Genomic DNA, 21,808 nt, shown 5'->3' on the forward strand with positions numbered 1-21,808 from the left:
TATATATATAGTAAACTCTGTGTCCTCTGTGGTGATCCCCGTTTATCGTTCATTGTTCAAAACGTCCCAAACGTAAACTAAAATTAGTATCTTTGTCCCCATGAAACAGTCTCTGACATCAGCCCGCCGCCCTCTGGAAATACTGATACATATTATCAGCTGGGGGATCGTGTTCGGTTTCCCTTTCTTCTTTATCGATCGTGCGGGAAACAGCATCAATTGGAGTGCCTATCTGCGCCACTCTGCCGTACCCATCTCCTTTGTCACCGTATTCTATCTGAACTACTTCCTGCTGGTCCCCTTCCTCTTGTTCCGGGAACAGAAGAACAAGTACATCATCTATAACATCCTGCTGGTCTGCATAATCGGCCTCCTGCTGCACATCTGGCAAAGCCTGAATGCCCCGATCCCCCCCATAAAAAAACCTCACATGCCTCCCGGATGGATCTTCTTTGTACGGGACATCCTGAGCCTTATCTTCACCATCGGCCTGAGTGCCGCCATCCGCATGAGCGCCCGCTGGGGAGAAGCCGAAGCCGCCCGCCGCGAAGCGGAAAAAAGCCGCACCGAAGCCGAACTGAAAAACCTGCGCAATCAGCTCAACCCGCACTTCCTGCTCAATACGCTGAACAACATCTACGCACTGATTGCCTTCGACAGCGACAAAGCGCAGCAGGCTGTACAGGAGCTCAGCAAGCTGCTCCGCTATGTGCTTTATGACAACCAGCAGAACTACGTCCCCCTCTGCAAAGAGGTCGACTTTATCCGCAACTACATCGAACTAATGCGTATCCGCCTCTCTGGAAACGTAGAGGTCATTACGCAACTCGACATACAACCGGACAGCCAGACGAAGATCGCCCCGCTGATCTTCATCTCCCTTATTGAGAACGCCTTTAAACACGGCATCTCCCCTACCGAACCGAGCTTCATCCACATCCTTATCTCTGAGAATAAAGAAGAGATCCGGTGTGAAATACGCAACAGCTGCCATCCCAAAACCAATATGGATAAAAGCGGATCGGGCATCGGGCTCGAACAGGTGAGCAAGCGCCTCGAACTGTCTTACCCCGGACGCTACCGATGGGACAAAGCCATCTCTGAAGATGGCAAAGAATATATATCGAAATTATTAATATTTAATCATCCACAGCCGTGAAACTACATTGCGCCATAGTAGACGACGAGCCTCTGGCACTCAGCCTGCTGGAGAGTTACGTCAACAAAACCCCTTTCCTTGAACTGGCAGGAAAGTATTCCAGCGCTGTACAAGCCATGAAAGAACTTCCGGGACATCAGATTGACCTGCTGTTTTTGGATATCCAGATGCCGGAGCTTAACGGCCTGGAATTCTCTAAAATGGTAGATGCCCGTACCCGTATTGTCTTTACCACCGCCTTCGGTCAATACGCCATCGACGGATACCGGGTCAACGCACTGGACTACCTGCTCAAGCCCATCTCGTATGTCGACTTCCTGCAGGCGGCCAACAAGGCATTGCAGTGGTTCGAACTCGTTCAGAAACCCGAGGAAATAGACAGTATTTTCGTGAAGAGCGACTACAAACTGGTACAGGTAGAGCTCAAAAAGATATTGTACATAGAAGGCCTGAAGGACTATATCAAAATCTATACCGAAGATGCTCCCAAGCCCATCCTATCACTTATGAGTATGAAGTCCATGGAAGAGCTGCTTCCCCCCACCCGCTTTATACGTGTACACCGCTCTTTCATTGTCCAAAAGGACAAAATACGCATCATCGACCGCGGCCGCATCGTATTCGATAAGACCTACATCCCCGTCAGCGATAGCTACAAACAAGCTTTCCAAGCTTTCCTTGACGAACGAAGTTGAAAGGATTTGCAGCTGATTTATCGGTAAAATGTGAGCATTTGTCGATTATTATTTATATATAAACAAAAAAATCTCTATCTTTGTAACAAACAGAACGGAAGTTGTGAAACTTCCAAGAATAGAATAGTTTAGTTAAGTCTAGTTTAGTTTTTGTGTTGAAGGGCTTCTACCTCAGAGGAGGATTTAGAAGCCCTTTCTATTAATTGATTATCAATTACTTATAAACAAAATCAAACTATATTCATTTTCATTAGTACCTGTATTAGAGAGTTAAAAACGTCACTTTTGACGCTATTTTATTGCCGTTTTATTGCCGTTACATTGCCGTGGCAATAAAACAAAAACAAAAATAATCTAATTACAAAGAAATTATGGCTAATCTATTCATAACTATAGTGCCGACAAAAACCCAATACGTTAACTTGCACACAATTGATCAAAATGATCACCAAACCTATTACCGGCGAACGTAACCGCAAATTTGAAGATATAGTTGAAGAGTTCTTATCACAAATAGACGAGGAAGACCAGACAAAAACATACAAGCTCTACAAGTTAGCAGCAAATCGTTTTCTACAGTTTACTGGACCAAGCTCTCTAATGGAACATATAACTCCAGTCCGGATCAATAACTATCTCAATAGTTTGAAAAGAGAAAAACTGTCAGGAACAACTATCAATATCTACACAACTCTTTTAAAGGTCATAATCAACTACGCAATCAAAATGAGGTATGTAGAATACAAAGTAGATCCTTTCGTTACCGCTAAGATCCCATCTTCTCGGAAGAGAGATACATATATCACGGTCGAACAGCTAAAAAAGATCAGAGATATGGAGCCAAGAAAATACAACGAATCGGTAGTACGTAATATTTTCATGCTCACATACTATCTCGCAGGTATGAACCTCGTTGATATGCTCGCTTACGATTTCCGTACGGATGAAATAAACTATATAAGAACTAAGACCAGAAACACAAAAGACGGGGATCATATTACATCATTCACAATCCCGGAGGAAGCCAGACCTATCATCAAAAAATACATGAATAAGAATACCGGGCGAATAGTGTTCGGAAAGTACAAAACCTATGTATCATGCTATAATACACTTACACGGAAACTGGATACGCTAAAAAAATTGCCGATATCAAACATGACTTCACATTATATTCAGCACGAAAAAGTTTCGTCCAGCATGGATTTGATCTTGGTATCCCACTCAGTACTTTAGAGTACTGCATCGGACAATCAATGAAAGAAGACAGACCGATCTTCAATTACGTTACAATCATGAAAAAACACGCAGACAAAGCTATTAGGGAAATATTAGATAATCTAAAATAATACTGTATATTTGCAGAATCAAGATAATACGGACATAATTCGAATTATTTTGGTTTGACTTTAGTGAGGGGGTGGTTCCCCTCACTTTTTTTATGCCGGTACCGAACTTATTTCTAATTAATCAGTAATACATTATATACAACCTTTACAGTGTAGTTGAGTATATGTTATTGAGCGTGGAGAACTGTATAAGGCATTGTTTTTAGCGATGCCTCTATTCTTCTTCTGTCATCGTTCTAATCTGATACAGCCGATTAATCGCCGAGGCGTAAAACGGATCAGGATAATGATCGCGAACGCGGTACATCTGATTTAATGCCATAAAATATCTACTAATAAAAGTGGATATACATCTACAATGATAGGCAAAGAAATAAAACAGGATTCAAGTATAAAACCAGAATCCTGCAGTTTTTCATTTTCTACTCGTAGTCAATATTTTATTTGATAACGGCTTTACATTTTATTCTAAACACTTCATCATTAAGAGTCACTCCAGGAATAGTCACCTCTCTATCAACTACATCATCTGCTCTGCGAATTAAATCAGCATGGGGATTAACAGCAGCTTGAACAGCATTAAAATCGTTTGAATTAGTCATTTGAAGAATGACGCAACAGTCATCAGTTTCTTGCACAAGATCACAAGGAAGTGGATTTCCTCCTACAATTAAATTAAAATCAGGCATAATAATATTTGTTTCAAATTCTTCCTACTCTCTTTTCGGCTTTTCGGAACCCGCCTATAAATTAACTATCTCTGTAAGCTTACATTGCAAAGATATAGGGATAGAGGACCAAGAACAATTATAAATTTTAGATAGGTTGATTGATCTTTCACTGATAGGAAGATTTTTTTTGAACATCTTACCTTAAAAACTCAACGAATCAAATTTACCAAGCCTAAAAACAATTTATAAAGAAAACACCTCAAATATCTAAGTCGACAAATCAAATGCCGCAATGCTTTGTTAAGGTACAACTCAAATGAAATAGAATGATGAAAAGAAAACTTGAAATACATAAGATTGACGTATCCAGCAGTTTGCCGATCCCATACGCAGATGAAGGTATACGGGCTGGTTTCCCGTCACCGGCTCAAGACTATATGGAGCAAGCCATAGATCTGAACAAAGAGCTAATCAAACATCCTGCCGATACATTCTTTGGACGTGTAGTAGGCGATTCGATGCGGAATGAAGGCATAGAAGAAGGAGACATTCTGGTCATCGACAAATCACTGGAATTACAGGATGACGACCTTGCCGTGTGTTTTATTGATGGAAATTTTACTGTAAAGCGGGTACGAATTGAACCTAATGCCGTCTGGTTAATACCGGCGAATCCGAAATACTCCTTGATTAAAGTAACAAAGGAGAATGAATTTATCGTCTGGGGAATAGTGACCTATACAATAAAAAAGAACAGGAGAAAAAGATAATATTTGGACTAATGGACTACAATAACTTCTACGCAAGTTGCGAGAGAATGTTCAATCCGGCTTTAAATGTAAGCCTATCGTTGTTTTAAGTAATAACGACGGATGTGTTATTGCCAGAAGTAACGAAGCGAAAGCACAGGGAATAAAAATGGGGATTCCGGCATATCTATCAGATTAAAGATGATATTCAGAAATATGGTATATCCGTCTTTTCATCGAACTATACGCTATATGCCGACATGTCCTGACGCGTGATGTCCATACTGGCAGAACAAGTACGCTTATGTATCATTGGCACAGAAGAAAAGTGCATCAAGGCCCTGCAGCTTACTGAAATTGGTGATATATGGGGGATCGGTCGCCGGCAAGTTGCCAAGTTAGAAAAACAAGGGGTCAAAACAGCCTATGACTTTACCAAATTGCCCGGATCTTAAGTGCGTAAAAGCATCACTGCAGTCGGAGAAAGAACTTTTAGGCATTTCCTGTATTGATATAGAAACTTAAGCACCGAACAAAAAACAGATATGCACAAGTCGGCCATTCGACAAGATGGTAGAGGATATTGATACAATATCGGAAGCAATCGCTACCCATATTAAAAACCGTACTCAACTCAAAATACAAAAAGAAATTAATCTCTTAATATACACGAAATAGGATTAACGCTGATTTATTATAAAGACAGATATATTACATCAGCGCCCCCATTGAACTAAAGCTATATTATCTAAACTGATGATAGTATCCCCTCTTAAACAGAAAAAGGGTCCAGATAAATATTCTCAACCGGTCAAATGTCAGAGAACATACAAATGGACAGACCTTATTCGAAAAACTTGTAGGATTATGAAAAAGATCGAAAGTAGCCTAAAAGAGAATAGAAAACTACGAGAAGAGTTCTGTAGTTTTCTATTTATCTGTTAATAAAACCAATAAGGGTTAAATAAATGAATAATAATTGGAAACAGACCTTTAATTGTTATTCATGGTTATTACTTATTTAGTTAATGGATTAGCTAAAAAATACTTTGTAACTTTGCTTTTATTATAAAACTGCAAAATTTTATTATCATTTAGTTTATCAGGGTCTATTCCACCATCACGATATTTCGCATTTTCAGGTTTATGAAAGCCTAATAGATCTCGATCTGTATATGGCAGCAAATTATTACCTCTCAAATAGGTATGTAGTTGCCACATAAACTCAGTCCATCCTACTCCCCCTGAAGAATAAGTCATATTACTAGAATGCCCATATCCCATACAGTGCATGAATTCATGTGTAATTGACTCCCAGCCGCTAAAAGAGGCATAATGACCATAATAATTCCAGTGACTTACCCCCCATACACTTCCTCCGCCTAAACCTCCAACAGACGGTTTAGATCGTCCACAAACAAAGTTATGTGACTGTTTAAAACGTTTTTCTTCTGACAAATACTTTTCCGGTGTGAATTTAACACGATTATTATCATAAAGTTCACCCCCAAATACTTTACTAAAATTTCTCATTATAAAAGAATACTCGGGTGTAGTCATCATATAGGCATAGTTGGTGATGATAACAACCCACTCACGGGCATAGATAGCCCTTAACTCGCGCCACGAACCGTTTTCATAACCTGGCTTCCAATCATAATTTGAAAAGGAAACACCCCACTGTGCATCTATTTTAGAAAGCATTTTAAAATGCTTGTCATCACTGAGTAAACGAAATTTCATTTGTTTCTCGTTCAGGCTTGAAAGAGATAATGTATCTATACCGTCTCCATTTTTATATATGAAATTCCCATTTATTAACGAAGGCTTAAATTCAAACTGTGAAAATCCCGGTATAGAGTCTAAATAGGCAATAGGAATATACTGGGAGCCACCTTCCACATAGGCCTCAAGTGTGAGATTATAGACCGTCTTAGCGGAGTAACTAGTAATTGAAAGCAATTGATCGCTTGCTTTTCTAATTTGGAATAATTCATTAACTCTAAAAGAACGTTTACTCTTATCAGTTACAACTGAAGTAGACTCGTCAAGAGACAGTATTCTTCGAGCGTGTTCGGCCGGAATTTGACTATACGTAATTGTATCGATTTTGAAACTAATCATCAAATTACGGGTAGAAGAGATTGGAGGCCCTTGATCAATGTCCATTTCATCACAAGAAAGAACAGTACATGTCAGACTAAGCAATGAAAGGATCATAATACACTTAGAGAAATTTAAAATAATTTTCATACTCAATTGTTTTTTAAATAAATAATTAAAGATCTGTTTCCGGGATCCGAATATTCTAAAAAATTCACGTCCTTTATACCATAAAAACATTTGAAATGAAGATCATACTAAACCAAAAGACGTTAAATAAAAAAGATAAAAGATAAAAAATAAATAATTTTATCTACAATCTTAAATAAGATACAATGAAACAATATAGTAGCGAGGTCAGATATACGTAAAGAAGCTATTTCCAAAGCATCAGGACATGAAATAGGCTCTTCTGTAACATCTCATACTGATTTCAATAGACAGAAGGGTTCTTCTTCAAATTAGGTGGTAAGTTTTCTTTTACTCATGGAATCTAATTCAGTTTTCGGAAGTGTAAGCCCTCGTTTATAGTTGACAAAAAAGCAAGTATTCCGGCTTTCCCCCGAAGAGTCCATCCGCGAGGTGAAAAAGCGAATTTTAGGATAAACCATCTGAAAATGAATATCTTTAAAAAGTATGATTTCTATCTTCAAAAGCTTTGTTTTAACACAGAGTTAAAGCTTGTTCTTTGGATGTGAATAACAAGTTCTTTAAATGCAAAAGACTCGTTATTTGCGCACAAGAATCTGACAACCTGCAAAAGGCGTTAACAATGTTAATTGAAGAAAGGTATAAGGATGAAGATACCGGTTCAGACGGCGCAAATTCACTTCCGAAACTTGAGTTATCTTATTCAGCCGGTGTCTATTTTTTCTTATTAAAGCAAGCAAAAAGGACAATTATCAACTTGAAAATAAAGAAATAAAGAATTTACCACCAAATTTGAAGAAGAACCGACAGAAGGTTGATATTTCTTCTGCCATTGCCATAATCCGATGGAAGTGGTTAATCGTCAGGGTATAGAACGGGCTGTCGGAAACTTAAATAGATACGATCATTAACAAAGTTGTCTATCAGACCGTAAGAATAGAACTCTTTGAAGAGTCCATCCGAAAAGAGAAAAATCAAGCATTTTTCTTATCCTCGTATATAAACATTACATATTCTTATTGACTAATAAAAACGAATCAAAGACTATTTTTATCTAAGAAAGATATATGAGAAGGAAACCGGGAACAATTATAAATCTTAAATAAGCAGATTAACCTTCTGGAAACGGGGAGATTTCTCTTAAATGAGAAAGCCCCGATTCCTAAGAACCAGGGCCATAAAAGTAGAAATTAAGTTGAAAAACTCACTATTCCTTCACAATCTCACCTTTCTCATTCAAAAGAACAGTGATATCTTCTGTAGATTGATCTTCCTTGGTTACAGTCACAATCACTTTATATACCTTACCGGCTTCTCTTTCCGAAACGAAAGCCTCCTTTATAGAAGCACCTTCATAGTCTTTGGCCAATGCATTGATGACAGGAGTAGGAAGTTCCTTTGCGGCAACTTTTGTAAATTCGTCCTGAGGAGTTTGCAAAGTTTGTTCTACTGCTAAAGTGTCACCCGATACGCCGGCAAATGCTACTGAAGTGCCTAATCCCATAATCATTGCTAATGCTACTAATACCTTTTTCATAATCGTAATTTTTTAGTATGAATAATTAAAACTAACTCTTATGCCAAATAAAAGACAAAGGACATGCCAGAATACTAACAGGCCACAAAGCATCTATAAAACAGCAAGTTACATTCAATATAATAAAAAAAAGATTGGGAAATAAATGGGGAATAGACACACACTTTGGGGAATAAATACACAATAAGCTCCGAATCTTTCGATCCGGAGCCTTACACGATTATAAGAGAAACAACGAGGAGAATCGCGTAGTTTTCCGTTTACACAATATTGGAGATAGTTACTTTAGGTGCCAGGGTTACCGATTTACTACTCAAGCAATATATTTCCATACTACCTCGGATATTTCTTCCTACCCTGTGATCACTTTTCAGAACCCGCCCATAACATTTAAAGCACATCAACTAAAGTACCGGACAAATAAAGAACTCCTTGGTTTTGCTGCTTTGTGCAAGTATATAACATGCTTGATTCTCTTTGAACGAAGTAACCGTATCATAAAACGAATCAAGATTTCCATTATTTAAATCTTTGTCTGTTTTTCTATCTGTAGAAAGTTCCCACATAAACCAACGTCTATCTTTCTCGCTGTGGAAATATGCAATAGGTTTGCCCAAATGCACAAATGCAGTCACACTTGGGTAATAGCGTGCCCAATTGCCACATCTCAATTCTGATTGACCGTTCCATTTTGTAGATAACTCAGAAACAAACCATCGATTGTCTTGTGCACTATGCGCAAACAAATAACTACGCCCATTTTCGACAAAAGGTATCAAAACCTTGTAAAAACGTGCCCAACGCCCTTCTTTAATTCTGTTCTTTCCATCCCAATTAGTGGACAACTCAGTCATAAACCAACTCTTATCCGAACTGCTATGAGCAAAAATATAATTTTTACCGTTTTCATTAAAGGGGATCATAACATCATAGTCTTTGCCGAATCCCTGGCCATTTTTTATTTCTTTCTGTCCATCCCATTTAGTAGATAACTCAGAAATAAACCACCGATTTCCTCTGTTACTATAACAGAATATGTAATTTTTTCCATTCTCAACAAACGGAACCTGAGAATTATAATACCAATGCCATTTATCATCGATAAAAACCTGACCTTCTCCCTCTGACGTCAGAGATGACAACTTAATCTTATTTCCATCAGCACTATGAGAAAAAAGAAAATTCTGACCATTCTCCTCAAATCTCACCATTGGTGAAAAGAAATAACTCCAATTTCCTCTCTTCATACCTTTCACATTAAGCAGGTTGCCCGCTTTTCCGTTACCCGCAATATTTCCTATATTGAAACCTGCTGTGTCCATCTTTTCATTCATAACCCTAAAAATATTGTTCTACTCTATCAAAGGCTTTTCGAAACCCGCCTATACGTTTTAACTATTTCTGCAAGCTTACGATACAAAAATATGGGATAAAAAGGGCGGGAACAATTATGAATTTCTGATGAGCATATTGGCCTTCCGAAAACCGGGAGATTTCTTTTAAATCGAAGAAAAAAAAACAAAATAGCATCAGTCAGATGGATACCGGAAAGGTAATATTACCAATATCATCTAACATATTTGTGGTATTTTTCATATAAATTTAAAAAAAAAGCAATGAAATGTGTTTGTTTTCCGGCATAGAATAATAGTTTTGTAAAATATAGAAGTACCTATTTTAATCAAAACCTGAATATATATGAAGAAATTTAAAGTTTATAGAGATAATCAGATGTAGGCGAATTCTTTCCACAAGAAGAATTCGCCAAGTGATATTTCAATCATAAGATACCTGAATATGATTGAGCATGCTATGGATCTGAGTAGCATAAAATCCCATTGATGATACAGTTCCGTTGCACGTTTCTCGTGACAGCATTAATACACAGTCGATACCTGTTCGTATTATACCTAATTTAATCCACTATAATTTACTTATTCGAACCACAACATCCGTTTGGTTCTTTGTTTAATTTAAACATTAATTTTATGAAAAAACAAGTAGCAATTTTCATTCTGTTAGGAATTATAACAATTCCTTCATCTGTAAAAGCACAGAAATTAAAAGTTAGTTTGGATGTCGGTATCTCCAAGAGTATTTTAAGTAGCGACGTTTCCAATCTGGTCAATACACGTTACAATACCCAAACAGGGGTTGCAACCGGTGTAAATCTTGAATATAACTTCTTTAAAGACTTTATTGTGGGAACAGGTCTGGGATTCATACAAAGAAACTATGAATATAAAAAGACGGATAATATTACGGGAACACATACACTGTATAAAAACAACTTTATGAATGTACCGCTGAATGTAGGGTTATATATTTTCAATAACCCTTATAAAGAGAATGGTGTATGGCTCAAAATTCAAGGCGGTGTTTACTATGAATACTTTACAAGAATGCACCGGAAAGGAGAATACCCGATCTTTGCACAATTACAGAAAGACGGTTCCTATATCAGAGCTCAAGTGAATGAAACGTATGATTTCAAGAGAAATGAAAATAACTTGAAAAGAAACCTGTTCGGGATAGAGGGCACAGGAGAAATCGGTTATTCTTTTAAGAAGATCGATGTTTTTGCTTCATATACCTATCAGTATGGTCTAACCGACATATACAAAGCAAAAACTTCTTCGAATCGTAAATCGAGAAGAATCTCAAACATAATATCATTGGGCGTCGCCTATAAATTCTAAAACTATAGATTATGAAAACTAAAAAATATAATTGGACATTACGTCACTTCTTTCTTTTATTTCTTGTGCTCTTTATTTCAGGAAGTTGCGTTGAAGACGTTACAGAATCAACCAAAGAACCAACACGGTATACAGCAAGTGATATAAAATCATATTCTGACCTGTTCGATGTGTTTTGGAATACAATGAACCAGAAATATAATTATTTTTACGAGCAGAGTAGTTTGAACTGGGAAGCGATATATAAAGAATATACTCCAAAGTTCAAAGAATTAAAAACGTTTAACAGGGATAAACAGTATACCAAAGCTGAAATATCAGATGATTGTAACAAAGCAATAGAATACTTTACAGAAATCATTGATCCTATCATAGACCGGCATTTCTATGTAAAAATAGCACTTCCCGTGTCACATAGTTATTTCAAAAGCACCATTTTTTATGGTGGAATGAAGAGTAAAGACAAGATATATGCTTATCCTTTTGATCTAAAGTATGAATATATGAAACCTAAGATACAACCTGACACAGGAGTATTCGGACATAAAAATGATATGTTAGGTGGCTTCTTATCAGACAATCCCGACATATACTATTTCGGTTTTAAGTCGTTTACAATAAGTAATGATTATATAGTTTCTTTTGGTGATGAATACTTGGTTATAGATGATAAAAGCCCGTATTATTTAACAGGAAAAGAGATAAGAGATACCATTGAAGCGAAAATAAAAGACCCTGCTGTAAAAAGTGTCCTGATTGAGAAGTCTATAGAATATATAGATAAGTTTAACTCTTTTATGATGTCCGAGATCGCGCAAGATGCAATAAAAAAAATAGAGAACTTTAAGCAATCTGAAACTATAGACGAGAGTTTTGTCGACGCATTACTCAAAGCCAAAAAGAATGCACCCAATATAAATTTAGAGCTATTACAGCTAAGCGGCCTGGAAGAGTTTAAACTAAATCCGAATTATACCAAGTGGTTTAAACAACGCTCGACCGAGCATTTACAATTAGCATGTGAGTATACAGTTTTTCTCTCGGATATAGATAATGTTATCAACAATCAATATAAGATAGATTTCTATAAGAATTTCCTGGTACCCCTCAAAAACGGGGATATAAAAAAGATAATACTGGATCTTAGAGGAAACGGTGGTGGTATGGTTCTTGATGCAAGAACATTTACAGATCGCTTTATCACCAAAGACGCCATCTTTGGCTACCAGAGGTTCAAAGAAGACAATAATCCATTCAGTTATACCCCATGGACACCCTGCATGACAAAGCCAACAGACATTGGGATAAAAAAAGAAATACCGGTAGTTATTCTCTTAGACAAGAACAGTGCAAGTATGTCTGAAATCAGTACCCTAATGCTAAAAAGCCAGGGGAAACATGTCACTGTCGTAGGACATTATAGTGCCGGTGCAACTGCCGGATTAGGAGATTCGGATCAGTTTAACGGAGGGCTGAGAGGTAAAGTCGGTGATTACTTAGAGTTTTATATGCCTTTACTTGCAATGCAGGATGCAACTCATACTGTAATAGAAGGAATCGGAATTAAACCGGACTTCCTAATGGAACCACTAACCGAAGAAGAAATTTATGAAATGGCCCTTTCACCTTATACCCATATTGATCGCACGTTAAAACAGGCTGTAGAAATATTAACCAACAATTAACAGCCCTTTTACGATTAAGACCGGAGAGAGCCGGGAATCGACTAAAAATTAATTGCCGCATTGATGTTCCGGTCATGATGTGCCCTGTATTCAGTGTACAATCATTGACGGGATATCAAGCGGCATCCCTCCCGGCATAGCAAATTTGAGAATGTAAATCGAATCCAGTTGATTTCATCCTTCTCTTTTTAAACTATATTTGTGACCCAATAATAAAAAAATGAATATATGCTTATATTAAGAACTATTTTAGTCTTCATACTTGCCGGCATTTGTGAAATTGGTGGCGGATATCTGGTATGGTTATCGGTTAAAGAGGGTAAGTCGGTATGGAGATCCATCTTTGATCCAAACCAAACATAAATTCAATTTATTTGTTAATTATATAATCATAATAACGAAAACAGATATGACGCAACTAATCAAGAAATTCTCGGTAATTATTATTTTATTCCTCCTGCCCTTCTCTATCTATGCCCAAACAGAAAGCCATCAGCTAAGTACACACATACTTGATATTAGTAAAGGAGAACCGGCACAAGGAGTTGACATCACCCTCTATAAATTAAATCCTTCCACTCCAAGCCAATGGAAACAGATTGCAACCGGCAAGACTGATGTAAATGGAAGAATCTCCAATTTTTTACCAGGCATAGAGGATAATACAGGTATATATATGCTTAAATTTTATACAGAGCCTTATTTCCTGAAACAAGGCTTAAAATCAATCTATCCGTTTGTCGAAGTTATATTTAGAATTGAAGGCAAAAAGCATTATCATATTCCGATTACTATGTCAGCCAACGGGTATTCTACATACAGAGGGAATTAATATATTCCTTATTACAATTTATAAAGTAAGGCAGCTTTATGAGGCTGCCTTACTCGTTATCTTTCATTTCTGTTCTTCTACATTATACATTACTCTTTGTATTCACTAATACTCTTTCTCAGCACGAAGTTGCCAGAAAGCGATGGCAGACGCAGCAGCCACATTGAGCGAATCGACCCCATGTGACATAGGGATGCGAACGACATAGTCCGCTTCGGCAATCCTCTCATGCGAGAGCCCGTCTCCCTCGGTACCCATCACAATAGCCAACTTGGGTTCGGTTGTCAGCACAGGATCATCGATGGAAATAGAATTATCCGTAAGCGCCATGGCAACCGTACGGAAGCCCCACCGAGCCAGATCACTGAGAGGACCATCCAGCCAAGTCCATGGTACAAGGAAGACCGCCCCCATAGACACTCGGATCGCACGTCGGTTTAATGGACTACAAGAGTTGCGGGTTAGTAATACCGCATCTATTCCGAGAGCGGCCGCCGAACGGAAGATGGCACCGATATTGGTAGTATCCACCACCCCGTCTATGATCACGATGCGCCTGGCTCTCCGGCATACTTCCTCCATACTTCGCAGAACCGGAAGACGCATGGCACAAAGTACACCACGTGTCAAAACGTATCCGGTCAGCGTAGCAAGCAGTTCTCTGTCACCTGTATAGACGGGTATATCACCACAGCGTTCAATGATATTCGCAGCATCCCCCGTGATATGTTTTTGCTCACACAAAATTGCTAAAGGTTCATAGCCTGCATCCAAAGCCACTTTAATGACTTTGGGACTTTCCGCTATAAACAACCCCTTTTCAGGCTCGAGGCGATTACGCAACTGAGCTTCGGTAAGGGTACTGAATATCTCTACTCCGGGATGGGACAAGGATGATATTTCGATAATAGGCATATTGTTATCCTTTATAACATTTGATTAAAGCATTCATATTTCACAGGCTTTATTCCGTTTTTAATCCCTTCTTATCCAGATAAGCTTTAAATTTATGAAGATATTCGTCCGATGGTCCGTCAAAGAAAGAGACACCGGACGCACCATTATCAAACGCCTCATCCAATGCTTTCTCAAAATCATTTTTTATATCAGGAAACATCAATCCTGCATACACTTTCGCACGTCCGTCAACCGTCTTCACACTCTCTTGAACCGAACGTCCGATCCACTCCGGCCCTTCGTAATAAAAGCCGTTATAGATCATCGGGAAATAAGCATCCAGTGTCCAATTTCCCCAATCCTGACGTACCATCTTCTTGGCCATAGAAGGTCCCGGGAATACTGCGGCAGAAATTGCTTTTCCGTCAGCTTTCACCGCTTCAGTAATCCGGTCTACAACACGGGTAATGGCATCCAAACGAAAATTGATCCATGACTGATCTTCCATCGGATACTTCAATTCCAACGGATCACGTCCCGTCTGCGCCTTAAACTTGGCACGACAAACCTCACAATAGCAATAATCATATTCAGGATGTTCACTCGTCTGCTCTATGCCATAATTTTTCCACAAACTGACAGGCAGAACCACATCCGGAAAACGAACATAATCCAGATGTACCCCATCTACATAAGGCAAATGAGCTATTTTCACATAATCATCCGCCAGGTATTGCGCCACTCCTTCATGGTTAGGACAGAGAAAACGGTAATAATCCACATAAGCAGGTTTATCATGCGTAGATTCCCCCTTGCGGTTCACCGCAAACCAATCGGGATGCACGTTCAGCAGTTCCGCACGATTCATTGTCCATTTCCAGAAATGGGCCTCAAGACCGGCTTCTTTACACATGCGATATAGATTTTCATCATACCCTTCAAACATCACCCCACTGATTCCGCACTCCTTAAGCAAAGCAAACCACTGACGGTAATCTGCTTCACTTTTATTCTTATTTATACGTGTCCATACCCAGTTCTTCACCTTTCGCGGAGCAATCTTCTCTGTCCAGAAACGTCCTTCATTATTAATAACGTAACGCTTGTTTTCACCCGGAACAGTAATAGCTATCTGGTATGTATTCCGGGTAGCGTCAACTGAGATTTGCGCACCCTGCGGGAGTCCTTTCAACTCCGCGTCCGTCAGGAAAAAATCTTTTTCCGTACGTAAATAGTTTTTCTCTTTTGCATATCTCTCCTGCTGTGCATAGAACATAGCCCAAAGCAGTTTATACACAGCAGTATCATACGGTAGCGCAACAGTACGTTCGGGCGCTCCTACTGCCTCGTCAGCGAAAAACAAATATCCCCAACGATCCGGCATGTGCATATCCACCTTTCCCGTAGGTGTCCAAACCCAATTTTCTTCAGGCCCCCCGGCTTTCAACCACTGTACCCGTGAGAAGTTAATTCGCCAGCAATTGCCTGCTTTCAACGGGTTGTTAAAATTCATAGTCAATGCCTTATGAGGAATAGCCATCTCCACACTCCAATATTTATCTTTGTCTTTCGATTTATTCAACGTACCTTCACGATGAATAGCCAACTTTAATCCCGGACAATCCCATTGCACCATAAAGTTGCCTCCCGACCGATAAGGTTTGTCCAGCATCAAATCGAATATAACACCCCGGGCATTGGTCTCTATTTCAAAATAGTTGTGTCCATCCCAATCAGGATCTATAAAAACCTCAAAATCATTATCATAGTAAATAATGGTATCCCGCTGAGTAAGACGTGCCTTGATGTCGTCTTCCTGTAAAATTGCCCCGACATACAAATATTCATCATCCCACAACATCTTAGCTGTAGTTTCATATTTGGGCGTAGGGAATCCTTCGCCACTGATATCTACAAACGGAGCTGTCGATTTTGCCTTCTGCCATGAAACTTCATCCAGTTTACCATCTATTTTCAGTTTACCGTCCACACAATAACACACGTATGAACGAGGTTCCGTCAGGAAACGATCGTATTTCTGAAAAATGCTCTGTGCCCCGGACGGCAAACTAAAAAGAGAAAAAAAGAGAAACAGCTTCACTGCCAGGCAATCTAAATGTATTTGCTTCATTATTGATTAGTTTTAGTTACAGCTTCAAAGATATGAATTATTCTGAAACCCGTAAATAATACCACCCATAATTATAACTTCCATAAAGTAGATATGACTTTTTTATTTACTTTTTTGATAAATCCGACAAAACGGGCAGTGAACAAATGCCGCCATTAATTCACTGCCCGTATAATCCATGACTTATCGTTGTCCGCCTTATTTCAGACCTGGAATTTTAGATAAATTCTTAGTCATTTCTTCTAATTTTGAATTAACTACGTTCCAGTCATTCACTAACACAGTAAGTATTGATTCTGAGAATTCTCCTATGCAGCAAGCTCTGCCGGAAGTTCCCTCACAATTACACCACATAGCTCTGATCGTAATATCTTCTTCCAACGAAGTGACATCAACCATTGCCTGTAAAGTAATGGGAACACGTTGTCCATCCATTGCCACAGAATACAATCCCCGTGCTACAATTTTATTATTAACTTTAATAGCAAACCATGCTCCGTCACCGGCTTTCTCACACCAAGTATCCAAAACGGTAAGCGTAATAAGCAACTGATTCCCCTTACAAGCTTTAATAGAAATTGGGGCCATTTCCTTTATTTCCTGAAAACAAGAGTCATCATTATTATTGTAGTAATGACCTTGAATTTTAGCAACAGAACCATTGTTTCTCTTTTTAGACGACATACATACTTTCATATTATAATACCCTTAAGCTTTTCCTACTCTATTCAAGGCTTTTCGGAATCCGCCTATAAAACACGGCAAAATCACTGAAAAGGATTCAACACAATGTTTAAGCCAGAATATTCATAAGGAGGTTTTCCCACTGATTCAGGATCGTAATACATATTTTCTCCACTCGCGACTTTTATATCGCCAATAGCAATCCAATGCATTCCCCCTTCCACCAATGCCAGAGAGTTCATGATAGAAAAATTAGTAACATTTTCAACAACTGGTATTCCCGAAGAGACTATCAGAGATATCTCTTCCCCTATCAAATCATCAACATTAAATTGTTCTAAACCTATATTATTTATTACGGATACCAGATTCTCTTTCAACTTTGACTCATTATAACTGACTCTCGGATTCAATCCCATATTTTTTGCATACATAGAGACCGAGGAAGGCAGAGAGTATGTACCTTCAATATTCCGATCATGCAAATATCGAGTTATCCTATCAATAAAACATTTCCTGTTCTTATCGAGAGTTGCACGCTGTATGGCCTGAATCTGATCATAAATACTTTTACCATACGGTTTATCCGGAGTCAGTGACGAATCGAACAAATTAATCATGGCCGCCAAAGCATACCCGCCGCAATAAGCATTTTCTAAGCGATCCTGATAGTTTATATATCGAATTCCCATATTCAACCCCAATATGCATTCAATTCATCATCTATTGAAAGCGCTTCTACCATTCTTTGATTTTTTCCATTGCTACCACACTTACCTAATACAACAAACCAATCAGGTAGCGCCGTAATCATACCTTCTGTCAAAAAATTCCCTACTAACTTACCATTGATTTTCATCATAATACCCTTTTTACTCTTACTCTTTCTATCAGGCTTTTCAGAATCCGCCTATAAATCTCCTGTCTCTTGTAAGCTTACAGTACAAAAGTATGAAAGAGAAAAGGCGGAAACAATTATAAATTTCAAACCATTCTATTTACCTCTCAAATACAGAATCATTTCTCCTGAACAAAAAAATAGCCCCGGTTCTTTCGAACCGAGGCTTAACATAAATTCAGTTGTGTGCTTTCTTCAAAAATTGGGAAACTATCTATTCAGTATATTCCCTCTTTCATTCAAGAACACTGCCTGTTCATGAAAATCGCTCGATAATATAATCACTTTGTAGAGTTTACCTTCCGAACGACTATAGGCTATAAAAGCCTCTTTAATCAGTGCTCCCTCACAGGATAACTCATCAATCACTGCCTCAGGAAGATTATTAACCTCGATTGGCGTAAAATCTTCCCGTGAGTCCCTCTGTTCCACTTTCGCAGATTTTTTCTTTAGAGGTTCATCTGCTTTTACTACTGAAAATCCCAATCCCATTACTATTACCAATGCTACTAATACCTTTTTCATAATTCTTGAAAACTTAATTGTTCTAGATCTACTAACTATAACTAAACATCTGAATATTATAATGCAATACACATGCCAGACATATGCCAATCCAGATCGACAACTCATTTTCAAGTAATTATATAAAAACAGCTTTCATTGGAATAGTGGAATATAAAGGAGTATTCCACATTTATTGTGGAAAAATTCCACAGAATCGCAAATTGATTACATACTTTTAAGTCACTTACTCATATCCGGAAGTCACTTCTCCTCCAGCTTCTCCTTGATACGATACAGGCGAGTAATAGCAGGATTGTAAAAAGCATCCGGATAGTGAGCTCTGATACAGGATAAATCAGATTCCACACAAAGCTTCACATCAAAAATACGCTCTGCCTTACTCAGTTCCAGCTCTTGAGGCAGCTGTGCAGCTTGCGCCCATTCCATTAATTCTTTCACACTCTGTTCGTCAAACTTATATTCCATATTACTCTTGTTTTTCCGCAAATTTACAACTTAAAGAGCATAAAACAAAACACACTCCTCCTTTCCGGCCGGCTCAATCCCTACTTATAGTGATAACCCTCTTCACAATACCTAAATCGAGTGATTGCCCCAAAGCAAAAAACCACCTATCTTTGCCATACATTAATTAGTCATAATTATTACGTAAGTCACATTTAAGTGAGATAAGCCAATCCGGCCGAAGTGATTCTCCCGGATTCCATTTTGTTGAGTTGTTATTTTAATTATCATACTGTTTAATTGTTGTATGTAAATAACGTATTCAAAAATAGAACAAAAACCGTCCGGCCTGTGAAGGTCGGACGGTTTTTGTTTTTTATCTGCGGATAATCTTTTCCGCCGCCGCGTTATCCATGAACAGCTCCACATTGTCAGCATGATGGGCTATGTAAGCAGCCGGACCCGTATCTCCCGAATAAAAGATGTCTTCTACAACCGGTCCCTTCACTCTTCCCGTTATCAGGAAGATGATTCTACGCGCATTCAAAATCGGCATTCCTGTCAGAGCTATCCTCTTTTGCCCGTTATTCGGATTAAAATTCGCCTCATATATATGATCTGTCGAAAGCAGTTCTTCCTGCCCCGGAAAAATAGACGATGTATGCCCGTCATTACCTGCTCCCAACAATACTACATCGAACACCGGAAAACCGTTCTTCACCGGCACCTCCTTCATTACCAGTTTCGAATAGCGGGCAGCCTCTTTCTTTGGATTATTCTCTCCCTGGATACGAAACACATTCTCGTACGGAATAGGTACGATACTCAGCAGCAACGACCTCATCATCCCATAATTACTATCCGAATTCTCAGGAGGCACACAACGCTCGTCGACCCAAAACACTTTCAATCGTTCCCAAGGAGTGATATCCGTATATTCATTCGCCCATAAATCAAACATCAGTGCCGGAGTGCTTCCGCCACTGAATGCAATGCAGAAGGTTCTGTCCGGTTCATCTAACATCAGTTTCACCAAATGTAATATCAGTGCGCGTGCCGTCTCTATGGACGAAGGGAAAATATAGGGTTTCATAATTCGCAGTATTGATCTGTGTTTGTTAAATTCTTGCATGGATTGGTCCAGTCGGCACCATGTTCATGCATCATAGCTTCACTTTCCAAAGGTCCCCAAGTTCCTGCCGGATAGCCGTATAGCGGTGCCTCGGGATGTTCATTCCAATAACGCAAAATAGGGTCAAAGAAATGCCAGGATGCTTCTACGGCATCACTTCGTGTAAAGAGGGTCTGATCACCCAGAATACAGTCTTCTATCAGGCGGGCATAAGCATCTCCTCCGGGTACCCCTCCCAACTGATCATAACTGAAATCCATTGTAACCTGTTTGACCTCAAATCCCGGTCCCGGCACTTTCATACCAAATTTCAATACAATACCTTCATTGGGCTGCAAGCGAAGAATCAGTTTATTTGCCCTCGGACAATTACCACCCGCACAATGGAACATCTGATGCGGAGTTTCACGGAAGTGTACGACAATCTCCGTCACTTTCGTCGGCATTTGTTTGCCTGTCCGGATATAGAAAGGCACTCCGCTCCACCTCCAGTTACTGATCCCCAGTTTCATGGCGATATAAGTTTCGGTGCGCGAGTCCGGTGCTATATTCTTCTCTTCCCGGTACCCTCTTTTGTTTCCTCCGGCTGTATATTGTCCCCGGACAATGTGTTCGTTCAGATCCGTTTCAGTCAAAGGAGTCAGAGACTCGTATACTTTCACCACTTCATTACGGAAGTTATCTGCATTGAACACAGCGGGAGGCTCCATGGCAGTAAGTGCCACCAACTGGATCAGATGATTCTGCACCATATCCCGAAGAGCACCCGTGGTATCATAAAAACCGCCGCGTTGCTCGATTCCGAGATTTTCCACGGCGGTTACTTCCACATAATCTATATAGTTACGGTTCCATAAAGGTTCGAAAATACCATTGGCAAAACGAAAAGCCAACAAATTCTGAGCAGTTTCTTTACCTAAGAAATGATCGATTCGGTAAATCTGATGTTCATCAAATACGGAAGCATAAATTCGATTCAGTTTCTCGGCCGACTCCAGATCATACCCAAAAGGCTTTTCAACAATAATCCGCGCACGACCTTCATTCAGATGTACTGATTTCAGATGCAACGGAATCACGCCATACAATGATGGAGGTGTAGCCAGGTAAAACAACAAATCGTCCGGCCGGCTGTCCCCACTCAGTTCTTCAATTCGCAGCCGAAGTTGTCCGTATCCGCTTTCCAATGCCGGGTCTATTGCCAGATAGTGAAGATGTCCAACGAAAGCGTCCATCTTCTCCTTATTCTGCTCTTCCGACTTCACAAATTTCTCCATCTCACTATAAATGTAAGTCCGATAGTCCGCATCTTCATAAACCGTACGTCCCACCCCGAGAATTTCAAATTCTTCCGGAAGACGCTTGGCTACATACAACGAATACAATGCCGGCATCAACTTACGCTTCGTCAAGTCACCCGAAGCACCAAAGATAGTCATTACAAATTTACTCATATTTCTTTTTC

Annotated in this window: 21 protein-coding genes and 2 pseudogenes; 10 read left to right on the plus strand and 13 right to left on the minus strand. The window is 39.1% G+C overall.

Annotated features, from left to right (window positions below):
- Positions 1-100: 100 nt before the first annotated feature.
- The 3 genes and pseudogenes from KO473_RS01500 to KO473_RS01510 all read left to right on the plus strand — a co-directional run.
- Positions 101-1,159 carry a sensor histidine kinase gene (locus KO473_RS01500; RefSeq protein ID WP_005808802.1) on the plus strand — a complete coding sequence of 353 codons (1,059 nt, stop codon included), beginning with the start codon at positions 101-103 and terminating at the stop codon, positions 1,157-1,159.
- Positions 1,156-1,854, plus strand: a complete 699-nt coding sequence (locus KO473_RS01505) for a LytTR family DNA-binding domain-containing protein (RefSeq protein WP_005819743.1) — start codon at positions 1,156-1,158, stop codon at positions 1,852-1,854. The genes KO473_RS01500 and KO473_RS01505 overlap by 4 nt, the downstream gene beginning before the upstream one ends.
- 408 nt (positions 1,855-2,262) lie before the next feature.
- Positions 2,263-3,203, plus strand: a pseudogene (locus tag KO473_RS01510) (tyrosine-type recombinase/integrase); the annotation flags it as partial.
- A gap of 440 nt (positions 3,204-3,643) precedes the next feature.
- Here the strand turns inward: KO473_RS01510 and KO473_RS01515 are convergent.
- On the minus strand, positions 3,644-3,892 hold the full coding sequence (locus KO473_RS01515; protein WP_101603046.1) for a hypothetical protein: 249 nt from the start codon (positions 3,890-3,892) through the stop codon (positions 3,644-3,646).
- Positions 3,893-4,203: 311 nt separating this feature from the next.
- Here KO473_RS01515 and KO473_RS01520 point away from each other — a divergent pair, with 311 nt between their 5' ends.
- Positions 4,204-4,644: a LexA family transcriptional regulator gene (locus tag KO473_RS01520; protein ID WP_181996046.1), complete on the plus strand. Its 441-nt coding sequence runs from the start codon at positions 4,204-4,206 to the stop codon at positions 4,642-4,644.
- An 11-nt stretch (positions 4,645-4,655) separates the two neighbouring features.
- Positions 4,656-5,238 (plus strand): annotated as a pseudogene (locus KO473_RS23750) (SOS mutagenesis and repair protein UmuC); the annotation flags it as partial.
- Between the two features lie 402 nt (positions 5,239-5,640).
- On the opposite strand, the gene KO473_RS01530 reads toward KO473_RS23750, so the two are convergent.
- Positions 5,641-6,876, minus strand: coding sequence for a hypothetical protein (locus KO473_RS01530; protein WP_122130538.1), 1,236 nt, complete (start codon positions 6,874-6,876; stop codon positions 5,641-5,643).
- Positions 6,877-7,420: 544 nt separating this feature from the next.
- On the opposite strand from KO473_RS01530, the gene KO473_RS01535 reads away from it, so the two are divergent.
- Complete coding sequence (locus KO473_RS01535) at positions 7,421-7,651, plus strand: hypothetical protein (RefSeq protein WP_101604304.1); 231 nt, start codon at positions 7,421-7,423, stop codon at positions 7,649-7,651.
- Between the two features lie 432 nt (positions 7,652-8,083).
- On the opposite strand, the gene KO473_RS01540 is transcribed toward KO473_RS01535, so the two are convergent.
- Together KO473_RS01540 and KO473_RS01545 are read right to left on the minus strand one after the other, a co-directional pair.
- Positions 8,084-8,413 carry a hypothetical protein gene (locus KO473_RS01540; protein ID WP_005808813.1) on the minus strand — a complete coding sequence of 110 codons (330 nt, stop codon included), beginning with the start codon at positions 8,411-8,413 and terminating at the stop codon, positions 8,084-8,086.
- 404 nt (positions 8,414-8,817) lie between these two features.
- Entirely contained in the window at positions 8,818-9,747 is a 930-nt protein-coding gene (locus KO473_RS01545; protein WP_022012967.1) for a hypothetical protein, read from the minus strand.
- Between the two features lie 630 nt (positions 9,748-10,377).
- Here KO473_RS01545 and KO473_RS01550 point away from each other — a divergent pair.
- From KO473_RS01550 to uraH, 4 genes are all read left to right on the plus strand, one after another.
- Positions 10,378-11,112 carry an outer membrane beta-barrel protein gene (locus KO473_RS01550; protein ID WP_050503203.1) on the plus strand — a complete coding sequence of 245 codons (735 nt, stop codon included), beginning with the start codon at positions 10,378-10,380 and terminating at the stop codon, positions 11,110-11,112.
- Between the two features lie 11 nt (positions 11,113-11,123).
- Positions 11,124-12,797 (plus strand): S41 family peptidase, encoded by a 1,674-nt coding sequence (locus KO473_RS01555; protein WP_005819731.1) that lies wholly within the window; start codon positions 11,124-11,126, stop codon positions 12,795-12,797.
- A gap of 228 nt (positions 12,798-13,025) precedes the next feature.
- Positions 13,026-13,160 (plus strand): hypothetical protein, encoded by a 135-nt coding sequence (locus tag KO473_RS01560; RefSeq protein WP_005819730.1) that lies wholly within the window; start codon positions 13,026-13,028, stop codon positions 13,158-13,160.
- Between the two features lie 46 nt (positions 13,161-13,206).
- Positions 13,207-13,629: a hydroxyisourate hydrolase gene (gene uraH / locus KO473_RS01565; RefSeq protein WP_005819729.1), complete on the plus strand. Its 423-nt coding sequence runs from the start codon at positions 13,207-13,209 to the stop codon at positions 13,627-13,629.
- A 105-nt stretch (positions 13,630-13,734) separates the two neighbouring features.
- Here the strand turns inward: uraH and KO473_RS01570 are convergent, their stop codons facing one another.
- From KO473_RS01570 to zwf, 9 genes are all read right to left on the minus strand, one after another.
- Positions 13,735-14,544 carry an RNA methyltransferase gene (locus tag KO473_RS01570; protein ID WP_005819728.1) on the minus strand — a complete coding sequence of 270 codons (810 nt, stop codon included), beginning with the start codon at positions 14,542-14,544 and terminating at the stop codon, positions 13,735-13,737.
- 49 nt (positions 14,545-14,593) lie between these two features.
- The gene (locus tag KO473_RS01575; RefSeq protein ID WP_216035074.1) at positions 14,594-16,657 is read right to left on the minus strand and encodes a sugar-binding protein; all 2,064 of its coding nucleotides are present in this window, start codon (positions 16,655-16,657) and stop codon (positions 14,594-14,596) included.
- Between the two features lie 198 nt (positions 16,658-16,855).
- The gene (locus KO473_RS01580) at positions 16,856-17,353 is read right to left on the minus strand and encodes a hypothetical protein (RefSeq protein ID WP_005819724.1); all 498 of its coding nucleotides are present in this window, start codon (positions 17,351-17,353) and stop codon (positions 16,856-16,858) included.
- 71 nt (positions 17,354-17,424) lie between these two features.
- The gene (locus tag KO473_RS01585) at positions 17,425-18,033 is read right to left on the minus strand and encodes a hypothetical protein (RefSeq protein WP_005776660.1); all 609 of its coding nucleotides are present in this window, start codon (positions 18,031-18,033) and stop codon (positions 17,425-17,427) included.
- Between the two features lie 2 nt (positions 18,034-18,035).
- Positions 18,036-18,203, minus strand: a complete 168-nt coding sequence (locus KO473_RS01590) for a hypothetical protein (protein ID WP_005776659.1) — start codon at positions 18,201-18,203, stop codon at positions 18,036-18,038.
- Between the two features lie 246 nt (positions 18,204-18,449).
- On the minus strand, positions 18,450-18,764 hold the full coding sequence (locus tag KO473_RS01595) for a hypothetical protein (protein WP_005776657.1): 315 nt from the start codon (positions 18,762-18,764) through the stop codon (positions 18,450-18,452).
- A gap of 243 nt (positions 18,765-19,007) precedes the next feature.
- Positions 19,008-19,232, minus strand: coding sequence for a hypothetical protein (locus KO473_RS01600; RefSeq protein WP_005776656.1), 225 nt, complete (start codon positions 19,230-19,232; stop codon positions 19,008-19,010).
- A 355-nt stretch (positions 19,233-19,587) separates the two neighbouring features.
- Positions 19,588-20,304, minus strand: a complete 717-nt coding sequence (gene pgl, locus KO473_RS01605) for a 6-phosphogluconolactonase (RefSeq protein WP_005776655.1) — start codon at positions 20,302-20,304, stop codon at positions 19,588-19,590.
- Positions 20,301-21,797 carry a glucose-6-phosphate dehydrogenase gene (gene zwf, locus KO473_RS01610; protein ID WP_005819720.1) on the minus strand — a complete coding sequence of 499 codons (1,497 nt, stop codon included), beginning with the start codon at positions 21,795-21,797 and terminating at the stop codon, positions 20,301-20,303. Before zwf ends, pgl begins: the two co-directional genes overlap by 4 nt.
- Positions 21,798-21,808: the final 11 nt, after the last annotated feature.

This window comes from Bacteroides sp. HF-4919 (assembly GCF_018860125.1).